Origin of the sequence: Sphingomonas melonis, from assembly GCF_013409985.1 — a bacterium.
Taxonomy (GTDB): domain Bacteria; phylum Pseudomonadota; class Alphaproteobacteria; order Sphingomonadales; family Sphingomonadaceae; genus Sphingomonas; species Sphingomonas melonis_A.
On record NZ_JACCBY010000004.1, the window covers coordinates 62,929 to 75,696 of the forward strand.

Consider the following 12,768-nt stretch of genomic DNA (forward strand, 5'->3'; position numbering starts at 1 on the left):
CGCTTCATCGATGCGACCCGGACATTATTGCTCCAAGTGTACCATGATATCTTGTGGCAAATAACACATAACCATAATCAACCTCGATATATCAAGCGGGGCTATTGCGCCTTCGCTGCTGCCATAGCTGTGACTAGCCTATTTAGCCGCTGTCGCCTCTATCTCGACGAGAAAGGCGGGACCCGCGAGAGCGGCGACCTGCACCGTCGATCGAGCAACCGTGCCGGGGTTCTCGGCGGTCCCGAAGAACTGCTTGAAGCCTTCGTTCATGCCCGCGAAGTCCATCTTGCCGCTCAGCTTGGGATCGCCGGCGACGAATACGGTCAGCTTAATGATGTCGCTCATCGCATAGCCGCGCTGTTTCAGGATCACCTTGATCTTGTTCAACACGCTGATCGTCTGGGTCCTGGTATCGCCGAAATCGGCGATTGTCAGTTGCGCCGCCGGGACCTTGCTGGCCGGATCGAGCGGCGCCGCAAGCTGCCCGCTGAGGTACAACGTCGTCGCACCGGGCTTCACCGTCACCGATTGCAGGATGAGGCCGGCCGGGGTGTTAGCGTGCTTCTCGACCAGCTGCGCGCCTGCGGGTGCGGCTAACGCGGTGAAAGCGAGGATCGCCACGCGGATAGGATGGGTCATGACATCAATTCTCCTTTTAAAGGTCGGGCCCCGGCAAACGGGGCACCACAAGCATCACTCACGCCGCGCGACCGATCGGGGTCGGCGTCACCAGCGCCTGCGCGGTGACCCGCCTGGCGAGCGCCAGCACCTGGGCGCGCGCCGACTGGATACCGCCCTCCTGCCAGCCGGGCGTCTGGCTGAGCGCCGCGCTGGCGAAATACACCCGGCCTTCCGGTGCCTGGAGGAAGCGATAGGCTTCGGTGTCGATATGCCCCTCCTGCCGGCCATTGGCGCTACCGGCGTTCCAGTCGGGCCACGGACCCAGGCTGTACGGGATCTTGTTCCAATTGACCGCGATGCCGTTGACCAGGTCCGCGCCATGCCCCGGATGCAGCTTGTCTATCACGCTGCGGCTGAACGCGATCTGTTCGGCGATTGGTCGCTTCTGGAACTCCGCCGCATTGGGACCGGACGAATAGCAGCCGAGCAGCATGCCGCGTTCGCTGTGCAACCCAGCGGACGGATACCAGACCAGCGTGGTAGGTCCGCCGACGAACGAAATGCCGCCGTAGATCTGCTCCTTTTCCCAGAAGCGTGGGCTCTCGAACGCCACCTTGTTGGAATAATCGTAGACGACGCCGGCGATCGTCTTTTTGAGCTTTGGCGAAAAGTTGGTGTCGATCCCGGCCAGCACCGGGAACGGGATCGTGCAGATCAGATAGTCCGCCACCACGGTCTCGGTCGCGCCGCTCGCCTTGTCGCGATAGACCACCTCAACATCGCTTGACCGCTGGCGGATGCGCGTCACCTCGGCACCGCGCAGGGCGGGACGGCGCAGTGCATTGTCCATCGCGGCGTGGATGCGATCCATGCCGCCCACCGGCTCGAACATGGTCGCCTGCATGTAGAGATTGTCTTCGAACAGCGTCATCGGCAATCGCTGGTTGGCGAGCAGCTGGTCGAGCGGCATCGCGGTCGACGGCGAGGCGAAGGTGACGCCCGCACCCGGCGCGGTGCCGAAGCCCGACCGTTCCGTGCCGGTGAAGCGGCCGTCTGCGCCGAGGTCACCATAGGCCTTGAGGAACGGCATCAGTTTCTCGCGATCGACCGCGGTCAATTCGGTATCGAGCGTACCCCTGCCGATCGCCTTCGCCAGCAGTTCGGCGATCCGCCCGCGTATGTCGTTGATCGCCGTGCGCATCCGGATCTTCGACCCGTCGTCAGCCATGACATAGGCCGAGCGGCTGGAATTAACCTCCACCTCCAGCGCCACGCTGAACTTTTTGGCGTATCCGAGCAAGCCCTGATGGAAGCTAGGAATACGCGCCGGGCCGGCGTTAAAATAGACGCCATCGGAAAATTTTGCGGTCTGCGTCGCCTCGCCGTTCATCTCGATCCGATCGCCGTCGCGCACCGTCCAGGCGCGGCCACCGACGCGGGTACGTGCCTCCAGCAGCGTCACCAGGAATCCCGCCTGCTCCAGTTCGTAGGCGGAGGTAAGGCCGGCGATGCCGGCGCCGAGCACGACGACATGCCGCCCCTTGCCCAGCGTCGGGGTCAGCCCGCTCATATCCTGCGCCTGCGCCGTGCCGACCAGGTTCAGTGCCTGCATCGCCCCCAACGTCGCGCTCAGCCCGCCCATCAACCCGAGCCGGCCCAAAATCATCCTGCGTGTCACCATGGCTTGATCCCCATCCGGTATGATCGTGGAGCCGCGACGCACCCCGCACCGCGGCGGAGGCGTCAGATGTCGACGGACAGCGTCAGCTGGACCGTGCGCGGACTGAGCGGGCGGAACAGGCCGTCCCCGGTCAGTGCCGGCGAGATGAACGACAGCACGTCCTTGTCGAACAGATTGTCGACGTTGACGCGGATGCGCGCGTTGCGCACCGGCCCGATCGAGAAGCCGTCGCCGATGTCGGCATAGGCCGAGAAGACGGTGAAGCCCGGCAGCGACGATCCCGGCGTATTTTCGAACGTCGATTGGCGCCGGCTGGTGTATTTGCCCGTGATGTTCGCGACGAACCATGGCGCCGGTTCGATCGTGACACCGCCTGACACCACCCATTTCGCGCTGTCGGGCAGGTATTTACCCGCGATCAGGTAGGTGCGCGCTGCGGCAACGATATCGTCCTGGAACTGCGCGTGATTGTAGGTGACGTTGCCGTTAAAATAGGCCGCGCCATGCAGGAACGCCGGCTTGTAATTGGCCAGCAGCTCCGCGCCATACGCCTCCACCCCGCCGACATTCTGGAAGAAGGTTTCGGTGACGTTGGTGGTGCCCGGCAGGATCGAGGCGATCGACTGGATGCGATTGTCGAACTTGGTGTAATATCCGGTCAGCGACGCAAAGAATTCCGGACGCGTCGTGCGCAGGCCGACCTCGACGTTCTTCGACCGCTCCGGTGCGGGCGCGCCGACGACCGCCGGGGAATTGGTGTAGGCGACCGAGAAGATGTCATCCATCCCCTTGGGCAGCGCCATGTTCTCGGCATAGGATGCGAACATCTGCGTGCGGGGATCGTTGAAGCGATAGAGCAGCCCCACGGTCGGCAGGAAATAGTCGGTGTAGCGTGCGCGATTGTACTGCGGTCCCCAGCCGACGACGTTCACACCGTTCACCGTCCGCGCATAATCGGCGTAATCGCGATAGCCGCGCTGCTGGTAATCGAGGCTGAGCGCCTTGATGCCGAGATCGACGCTGAACGCCGGCGTCAGGTCGATACGGTCGCGCGCAAACATCTGCACCGTCGCGCGCTTTGAGCGGTAGTCGCGGCGGCCATAAACCAGTTCGCCGTAATTGGGCGCGCTGGCGGGCGATCCGTCAATCGTGTTCTGGCGGCGCTGGTAGCGGCGATAGCGGTCGTCCTCCGCCCAGATGCCGATATCGATCGCATTGATCCCGACCTGCGCATGCAGGCTTTGCAGGATACCCTGACGATAGCCGCCCAGGCTCGATACGCCAAACTGCGTGCCGCGGGGCGCGGTGAGCGCCAGACCCGACACCAGCCGCTGGCGATTATAGAAGGTCAGTGTGTTGGCATAGCTGTCCGGCGAGCTGCCCCAGCCATCCTTGTCCTCGTAATAGATCGTCGTCTCGGCGTGAACGCCGTCCGCGATCCCGGCGTGGAAGGTACCGGCGTACAGCTTGTCCTTTCGGACGTTGATCGCCTGGCCGTAATAATAGGTGTAATTGGCATTGGAGAACGGCACGCCGGCCGCCACCGGGGCATAGGTGGGCAGCGGATCGCCGTAATAGCCACGATATCGCCCGACGTTGCCGGCGGGGTCGGGCGTCAAGCTATTGTATTCCGCGCGCGACAGGGTCGGCGAGTCATAATCGAAGAAGTCATTCGACACGAACTTGAACCGCGCCCAATTGCTGTCGGTGATATCGACATGCGCCATCGCCTCCCAATGTTCGCGATCGACCGATCCGGCGCCGCGCCATAGGTCGGTGTCGAGCTTGGTACGGCTGACGAAGGCCTTGAACGGGCCGATCTTGCCGGTGCTGAGCCGGACGAACGTCCGCTTCATGTCGAAATCGCCGAAGCTCTGCGAGACGAAGACGCCCACTTCGTCCTGCGGTGCGATCGACCGATAGGAAACGACCGGCCCCAACGACGAATAGGTCGGCATCGTCACGCCGCCCGCGCCCGGCGACGCCTCAACCACGCCGAGATTTTCGTTGTCGACGTAGCGGAACACCGGACTGCCTCCGAACGCATCGCTGCGCCCCATCGGTACGCCATCGACGACGAAGCCGATCTGGTCGAGGTTGAAGGCGCGCGCCTGCACGCTGTTGCCGAATTCATATAGGCCGAGCGCACCATCGGTCTGCACGTTGAAGCCCGGAAGCGATTCCAGCATCTTGAGGCCGGATATCCCCGATGGTGCGGAGAGCAGAGCCTCGCGCGTCACCGCGACGGTGCTGGTGATCCGGTCCTCGCCCACCGCCTCGCTCGCCTGGCTGATGCGGCGGCCGCTGATGACGATGTCCTGCGCTTCCCCACTGGTGACGTCGGCAGAGGCCTCAGTCGCTTGCGTGCCGGTGTCAGCATTCTCGGCAGAGGTCGCCTGCGCGGCGGCCGTCTGCGCAGTCAGCAGCAAGGTGGCGGCGCCAAGCACGAGGCCGAGCGCCGTACCGGCGGGGGGCGAGACACGAAAACGGAACACATGCAATCTCCTGATCTGGTCGGCGCACCGACGGGACATTGCTATCCAGATCATCCCCCCCGGGATTATTGCGGGCGGCCGGTTGTCGCGGTCCGCCCCGTCACGCTCACCCTGCCAAGTCGCTCCCGCTCATGCGGTGACCGGAATGGTCGGACGTGCGGCCGGATCGCCCGCCGCCTGCGCGGCGTCGAGCACGCGCAGCGCGTTGCCGCCCCACACCTTGGCGACGTCCGCCGCACTGAAGCCACGCGCCAGCAGCGCCGCGGTGATTTTTGGAAAGGCGGTGATGTCGTCGAACCCCTCGACCCCGCCGCCGCCATCGAAATCGCCGCTGATCCCGACGTGATCGATCCCGGCCACATCGATGGCATGGAGCAAATGCTTCATCACGTCGTCGAAGGTCGCCCGAGGCACTGGCCAACGTGCGTCGATCGCCTTGCGCGCGGCCAGGAATCCCTTGCGATCCGCCTCGGTCATCGTCGCGCGCGGCGGCAGCTTCGCCATCAGCGCCGCCATCGCCGCCTCGCGGGCTGGGATTTTAGGCTGTGCGATCATGTAGCCGTCGAAGGCGTTGATCTGCACCACACCGCCCTTCGCCGCCAACGCGCGCAGGTCGGCGTCGGTGACGTTGCGCGGATGGTCGAAGATCGCGCGTACGCCCGAATGCGACAAGATCACTGGCGCCTTCGACAGCGCGATCGTCTGGCGCAGCACGTCGTCGGAGGCATGGCTGCAATCGATCAGGATGCCGAGCCGGTTGGCCTCCGCCACGAACATCCGGCCTTTCGGGCTGAGCCCGTTCCATTCCGGCTTGTCGGTGGCGCTGTCGGCGAGGTCGTCGTTCTTGAAGTGGACCGGGCTCATCATCGTGACGCCCAGCCGCTGGAAGCTGCGCATCAGCGACAGGTCGCCCTCGAAGGGATAGCCGTTCTCCATGCTCATGAAGACGAACCGCCTCTTGGCGGCGACCGCGGCGCGGGCCTGGGCGGCGGTGGTCACCAGCGTAAACGCGTCGGGGTGCCGCGCCACCATCTCGCGGATCTGCACCGCGCGGATCAGCGCGGCATCGCGCGCGTCACGGTCGCCCTCGGGCGTGCGCGGTCCCTGCGCAGTGAAGATCGCGAAGAACCCGCCGTCGATCCCGCCCTCCACCATGCGCGGATAATCCACCTGGTCACCGCTGTCGGCGCGGCTGTGCCGGTCCATAATGCTCCAGCCGGGGCGACCGAGATTGGCGGGCGTATCGAAATGCGTGTCGAGGACGATCGCCGCCTCATGCACCTGCCGCGCATCCTGCGCGGAGGCGGCGAGCGCGAGCAGCGCCAGCGGTGCGAGCAATACGGCGCGCATCAGAAGGCCGTCCTTTCTTCGACGTGACGCTCCACCTCGGCTCGATCCCGCCACAGGGTGCGGAAGGTCTTGGCCGTCAGGAAGCGCAGCTGGTCGCTGTTGTGCCTTGATCCGGGCTGGCTGGAATTGCCGTAACTCATCATGCCTACCGCCTTCATCGGGCTGGAGAATTCGATCATCGACACCCAGGTTTCGCCATGCACCGGCGTACGTTCGCCGTTCTTCATCGCCCCCCAGGTGATCGTCCGGAATACGCCGGTGTTGCCGAAGCCGCCGTTGCCGGCCACGCTGATGTCGCCGAGGTGAAAGCGCGACGCCTCGCCGAACTGCCGGTCGAGCGCACCATACGTCTGCCGCGTCTTCGCCACCGCTGCTTTCAGCAGCGCGACCGCCGCCGCCGGGTCCTTCAGTCCGCGCGGTGTGGCGAGCGGATCGGCGAGCGTCCACTTCACCGCATAATTGCTCTGGTCGATGAAATTGCGCGGCGCGAACAGCGCGGCCCAGGTTTCGAACAGCAGCGCGCCGCGCGCGTTCCCCTCGAACTTGTGATCCCAGCCGGCGAGCAGCGCGGCGGCGGCGGCGATGTCGGGATCGGCATTGCCCTTCGTCGCGGCGAGCAGGTCCGGCAGCAGCCGATCCGCCATCACCGACCGCGTCTCCAGCTTGCGCGCCACGAAATCGTCGAACGACAGCTTCGGCGTCGCAGTCATCAGCATCACCGACTGCTGCGCGCGCTGGCTGACCGGACCAACCGGCGCGACATAGGCGGGGAACGCCTTGGGGTCGAGCTGCCGCGGCCAGGTCGCGAGCCACGGCGGATCGTTGGCGTTCTGAACAAAGCCGCTCGCCGGATCGACCACCTTGGGCAGGTCATTATAGCCATGCACGTCGCGCCACAGCGTCGCCGACGTGTCGCCCGCTACCGGCTTCGACCAGGTCGGCACGTCGCCGCCGGCGTGACGCGGCAGGATGCCGTTGTCGATATACATGATATGCCCAGCACGATCGGCGTAGACGATGTTGAACATCGGCACCTGCATCCGCCTGAGCGCGCGCTGGAACGCTGCGAAATCGTGCGCCTTGCCCATGTCGAGATATTGCTGGAGCACGCCGGGACGATCGAGCCCGGCGACCTTCAGCGCGATCGTGCCGGCGTTGTTGGGCAGGTCGAACACCGGCCCCTGCGTCGCATACCGCTGCGTAAAGGCGACCGTCTTCAGCGTGCCGTCGGGTTGACGCACCTTGTAGCTCTTCTGCGCGCTGGTGAAGGGCAGCACCTTCCCGTCGTAGCGATAGCCGCCGTTCGCCAGGGTCAGCTTGTAGCTGGAATAGCCCAGCATCGTGTTGACAGTGTTGGTGAAGCCGAGATCGTCGTTGAATGCAAAGCGCAGCACCGGCAACCCGACCTGCGTCGCGCCATAGACGCTATAGCCGGGCGCGTTCAGATGCGCCTCGTAATAGGTCAGCATGCTCGGCGCCCAGGGCAGATGCGGGTTGGCGAGCAGCATCGCCTTACCGCTTGCGGAGCGCGACGGCGCAACCGCCCAGGCATTGGACCCGCCCGCCTCGTTCGTGGTGGGATCGGCAAGCACCTTGCGGTCGGAGGCGATGTAAACGTAATTCATCAGCCGATGCGCATGCGCCATCACATCGGTGCCGCTAACCGGCAGCACGCGTCGCATTGCCGCATTGATCGCATCGGGGTGCGCGATGGCATAAGCGTTGATCCCCGCGGCGAATGCGTCGAGGTCGGCGCGCATCTGCGGCGTCTGCTGGCGGAACCACGTCACCGCGCGGGTCGGCACGTCATTGGCGACGAGCCAGCGGTCCTGCGTCTCGTTGTCGGCGCCGCCCCAATATTCCGCGGCGCGCCCCCGCGCCTCGCCGAACAGCTTCAGCAGCAGGTTGCCGTGGCTTTGCGCCTGCGCATAGCCGAAGCCCCAGAAGGCGCCTGCCTCCGTCTTGGCATAGACGTGCGGCACGCCGAACGTGTCCCACAGGATCTCGCCGCCGCCGGCATTGCCCTTCGGCGTCGCGGCCGGTGCCGCCGCCGCCAACCCAAGAGCCGCGGCCCAGATGATCATCGCGCGCATCGCCCCGTTCCCCTTAGAAATTGACCGCAACGCGGCCGTAATAATAGCCACCGGTGAAGCCATAGGCGCCGCTGGTCGCGTAGAAGCCCGCTCCGGTATTGACGTTGGTCAGCGTATCGTTGCGATCGGGGTAGACATTGAACAGATTGTTCGCGCCGACCGCGACCGTCAGGCTCTCCGTCGTCTTCCACGACAATTCGAGGTCGGTGATCCACTTCGCGCCGAAGGTACGATCGTTGATCACCGCATTGCCGAACGACTTGAAGCTGCCGTAACGGACGACGCGAGTTGACAGGGTGAAGGCGTCGATCGTCACGACATTCCCGATGAACAGCTTGGTTCGCGGCAGATTGACCGTCAGATTGCTACGCGACAGCCGGTCGAACAGCACGTAATCCGCGCCCAATGCCGCCAGCTGCGGCGGGTTCGCCTTGACACCGGTGATGATCGTCTTGTTGTAATTATAGCCGATGTTCCACGCGAGGCTGGCAATCGTGCCGATCGGGTGGCGATAGGTCGCGACGACATCGACGCCGCGGGTGCGGGTATCGATTGCGTTGGTGTAATATTGCGCACTGATATCGGGCGACTGGCCGTTGGCGATGAGGATCGCCGACACCGCATTGCCGGTCAGTGTCGAGGTGATGGCGATCCGGTCCTCGACCTTGATCTGATAGCCGTCCACTGTGACGCTGAGCCGGGGCAACGGCGTCAGCACCAGCCCGGCGCTGATGTTGGTCGACTTCTCCGGCGTCAGCGGCTGCGCCCCCAGCGCCAGCGCGGCGGGCGATCCGACCGGCAGCGTTTTGATCTGCAACAGGTTCAGCGTCGGCGGCGTACCTATCGTCCGGAACTGGCCGGTGGTCGAGGCATAGATCTGCTGCGCCAGAGCCGGCGCGCGGAAGCCGGTGCTCGCCGCGCCGCGCAGCGCTACCCACGGCGCGACGGCGTAGCGCGCGTTGACCTTGCCGATCAGCGTGTCGCCGCTGTCGTCGTCATAATGTTCGTAGCGCAGCGCGCCGCCGATCGTCACGTCGCGCAACGGGTCCCATGCGACATCAGCATAGGCCGCGAGGTTGTTGCGCTTGACGAAGCCGGCGTCGGACGGCTGGAACCCGGCCGCGCCCGATGCGCCAGGTGTCGGCCGGCCGAGGCTGGAGGTGTAGGTCCCGGCGACATAGCTCGCCGGTTCGCCCTGCGCGACTTGGTAGCTTTCGATGCGATGCTGCAGGCCGCCCGACACCTGCAACGTCCCCGTACCCACCGGATAGGACCGGGTGACGTCGAGCGAGTTGACCGCCTCCTTGGAGATGAGCGACCCGACGTAGAATGCCGTTGGGCTGGTCGGCCCCAACGACGCGTTGATCGTCCGATCCGCCCGCTGCCGCGACCGGTTCCGCCCCAGCGTCGAGCTGAAATCCCACTTCCACCCCGCAATCACGCCGCGCACGCCGACCGCGACCTCGTAATCCTCCTCGTTGATGACGACGCGCGGGTAGAAGCCGTTGGGATAGACCTGCGGTAGCGAATTGGCGTTCGTCGCGGGACGATACGTGTAGTTGAGGTCCGATTTGCGCTGCGCATAGGTGCCAAACGCGTACAGTTCGACCGTGCCGAGGTCGTAGCCGGCGTTGAACGCGGTATTGAGGCTCTCCTGCGGCATCGCGCCGTAATTGAAGGTGACCAGCCGGTCGATCGTCGCCTCGCGCGGATCGAGCGCGCCGTTCACTAGCGGATACAGACGAATGGTGGAGGCGATCGGTTCGGCACGGTTCGACGCCTGCTGCTTCTTCGCCCCCGCCGACAGGTTGAGGAAGCCGTTCTCGCCCAGTGCCAGCCCCAGGTTGAGGTCGGCCTGGAACAGCTCGCCGTCGCTGCGGTCCATGTTCTGGCCGGCGGAGATCGCGCCGAAGCCGCCCTTCGCATCGTCCTTCAGGATCACGTTGATGACGCCGGCGATTGCGTCCGATCCATATTGCGCGGCGGCACCGTCGCGCAGCACCTCAATGTGGTCGACCGCGGCGGTCGGGATCATATCGAGATCGGCGGGAACCGAGCCGTTGTAGTAATTGGACACGGCGTTGATCAGCGAGGTCTTGTGCCGCCGCTTGCCGTTAACGAGGATCAGCGTCTGGTCCGGGTTGAGCCCGCGAAGGCCGCCGGTTGCGATAACGGTCGACGTACCGCCACCTGCCCGCGTCGGTAGGTTGAACGAGGGCACTAGCGTGTTGAGCGCGGCGAACACGCCGGACTTGCCCGTGCGCTGGAGTTCTGCGCCGCTGATGACGTCGATTGGGGTCGGGCTGTCGACGACGGTACGCGGCTGGCCGCGGCTGCCGGTGACGACGATGTCGCTTGCCGGTTCGTCGACCTGGTTTGCGGTCGGCGCGGTCGGGTCCTGCGCATCGCTGACCTGCGCCTGCTGGAACGCCGGGGCGAGTGCGACCGTGCGCAGCGCGGCGGTTCGCACCGATTGCGGCAGCACCGCGGACGCAGGCAGCGACAACGCAATCACTCCACCGCCGCTGCGATTGACGCGCAGCCCGGTGCCGGAGAGCAGGCGGCCCAATGCTGCCTCCGCCGACATACGCCCCTTTACCCCGGCAGTCCGCAGGCCGGCGACGCGGTCATAAGGATAGAGGATCTGGACCCCAGATTGTTCGGCGAAACGAGCAAGCGCACCCTGTACCGACTGCGCCTCGATCACGAAGGTGATCGTCGCGGGTTGCGCCACCACGGCGGGCGCCGCCAGCGCCATGGCAATTCCGCTCAACAACGCGCCGAACATCATGGGTTTGGTCATTGTTAGCCCCCCGGCACTGGTGTTCACTGATGGGGAAGACGGTCGCGACGACACAATCTGCTAACCATCATGTCATTTTTATTTCATGATGGCTGGACAGCCGAGGCAAAGGCTGGTCGTATCGACCCAACATCAAGTCCGCAGGAGAGGAACGCCTTCGTCACGTTCGGGGAGGTTCCGGTGGATTCAGTCAGGGGCAACGGGTCCGTCAGGGCCAGGCTCGAATGGTACAAGCAGGCCATCCTGCCGCATGAGGGCGCGCTGCGGTCTCGGTTGCGGCGGGTGCTGCCCGACGGCGCCGATGTCGACGACGTCGTGGCGGAGGCGATGACGCGGGCCTATGCGACCGGGGACATTGGCCGCGTGCAGTCCGGCCGCGCCTATCTTTACCAGATCGCCCGCAACCTCGTCATCGATGCCGCCCGGCGCAGCAAGATCGTGTCATTCGAGGTGATCGCCGACCTCGACCTGATCGGTGTGGACGACAGCGCGCAGGCCCGGCTGGAGGCGCGTGATGAACTGCGGCATCTGCAGGCGATCCTCGACGCCCTGCCCCCGCAATGCCGCCGCGCTTTCGTCTTGCGGCGGGTGTACGATTGGCCGACGGGTGCGATAGCAGAGGAGATGGACCTGTCCGTTTCCACGGTAGACAAGCATTTGGCACGCGCCGCGCTGAAGATCATGCAGGCGATCGGCGAGTACGAGGGTTCGGGTTTTGGATGGTCCCTGCAAAAGCGCAACGATACGACAGGCGATCGAGGCGGAAGCCGCGCGATTGTTCCTGGTCGCCCGCGCCAGCGACGCTGATGCCGATTGGGACGCCGCCTATCGCTGGATCGAGCAGGACCCCGCGCATGGCTATGCCTTCGCCAAGGTGGAGGCGGGATGGGAGCTTGCCGACAGGTTGGGCGACGTCCCCTCCGAACGGCTGCTCCCCCCGGCGCTCGCCGCCCCGATATCGATCGCCACGGCACGGACTGATCCGGCGCCACCCGTCACCCGCCGCCTCGCGATGGGCGGGATCGCCGCTGGCCTGATCGGGGCGGTCGGCACGCTCGCGTGGCGCTTCAGCGATGCGGGCGACCATTATGCGACCGGCATCGGCGAACGCCGCACCGTGACGCTCGCCGACGGCAGCCTGATGCGCCTCAACACCGACACCTCGGTCACCGTCGATCTGGCGCCCGAACGCCGTTCGGTCCGGCTGCTGCGCGGCGAGGCGAGCTTCGACGTCGCGCACGACACGAGCCGTCCGTTCGTCGTCGCCGCGGACGAGGCGCGGGTCCGTGCGGTCGGTACCGCCTTCACCGTCCGGCTGCGCCCCGATTTTACCGAAGTGACAGTTAGCGAGGGGATCGTCGGGGTGCGCGACGGCGACCGGAACGAGCGCCACGTCGCGGCGGGCAATGCGGCGGCCGTGCGCCGCGGAACGATCGCCGTCACCGCGCTGGATCACACCGACATCCAGCGCCGGCTGGCGTGGCAGGACGGACGGCTCAGCTTCGACGGCGATACGCTGGAACAGGCGGTCGACGAGTTCAATCGCTACCGCACCGTCCCCATCGTGATCGGCGATCCGGCGCTGGCCGGCGTCCGGATCGGCGGCACCTTCCGTTCCGACCGGTCGGGCGACTTCGCCCGCGCGCTTGAACAGAGCTTCGGCATCCGCGCGATCGAAGGGGGCGACGGATCGCTGCTGCTCGTTCCCGCAGGCAACGGGTAGCA

The 12,768-nt window shown here is 65.5% G+C and carries 8 protein-coding genes; 2 read left to right on the forward strand and 6 right to left on the reverse strand.

What is annotated here, in order from left to right:
* Window positions 1–138 precede the first annotated feature (138 nt).
* From HD841_RS13850 to HD841_RS13875, 6 genes are all read right to left on the reverse strand, one after another.
* Window positions 139–621 (reverse strand): RidA family protein, encoded by a 483-nt coding sequence (locus HD841_RS13850; RefSeq protein ID WP_373563026.1) that lies wholly within the window; start codon window positions 619–621, stop codon window positions 139–141.
* Between the two features lie 76 nt (window positions 622–697).
* On the reverse strand, window positions 698–2,302 hold the full coding sequence (locus tag HD841_RS13855; protein WP_179509489.1) for a flavin monoamine oxidase family protein: 1,605 nt from the start codon (window positions 2,300–2,302) through the stop codon (window positions 698–700).
* A 62-nt stretch (window positions 2,303–2,364) separates the two neighbouring features.
* Window positions 2,365–4,611: a TonB-dependent receptor gene (locus HD841_RS13860; protein ID WP_373563040.1), complete on the reverse strand. Its 2,247-nt coding sequence runs from the start codon at window positions 4,609–4,611 to the stop codon at window positions 2,365–2,367.
* Between the two features lie 315 nt (window positions 4,612–4,926).
* Window positions 4,927–6,147 (reverse strand): dipeptidase, encoded by a 1,221-nt coding sequence (locus HD841_RS13865; RefSeq protein WP_179509491.1) that lies wholly within the window; start codon window positions 6,145–6,147, stop codon window positions 4,927–4,929.
* On the reverse strand, window positions 6,147–8,240 hold the full coding sequence (locus HD841_RS13870; protein WP_179509492.1) for a penicillin acylase family protein: 2,094 nt from the start codon (window positions 8,238–8,240) through the stop codon (window positions 6,147–6,149). Before HD841_RS13870 ends, HD841_RS13865 begins: the two co-directional genes overlap by 1 nt.
* Window positions 8,241–8,253: 13 nt before the next feature.
* Complete coding sequence (locus tag HD841_RS13875; RefSeq protein ID WP_179509493.1) at window positions 8,254–11,043, reverse strand: TonB-dependent receptor; 2,790 nt, start codon at window positions 11,041–11,043, stop codon at window positions 8,254–8,256.
* 69 nt (window positions 11,044–11,112) lie between these two features.
* Between HD841_RS13875 and HD841_RS13880 the strand changes: the two genes are divergently transcribed.
* Both HD841_RS13880 and HD841_RS13885 read left to right on the forward strand, forming a co-directional pair.
* On the forward strand, window positions 11,113–11,850 hold the full coding sequence (locus HD841_RS13880) for an RNA polymerase sigma factor (protein WP_179509494.1): 738 nt from the start codon (window positions 11,113–11,115) through the stop codon (window positions 11,848–11,850).
* Window positions 11,819–12,766: a FecR family protein gene (locus HD841_RS13885; protein ID WP_257015574.1), complete on the forward strand. Its 948-nt coding sequence runs from the start codon at window positions 11,819–11,821 to the stop codon at window positions 12,764–12,766. Before HD841_RS13880 ends, HD841_RS13885 begins: the two co-directional genes overlap by 32 nt.
* Window positions 12,767–12,768 lie beyond the last annotated feature (2 nt).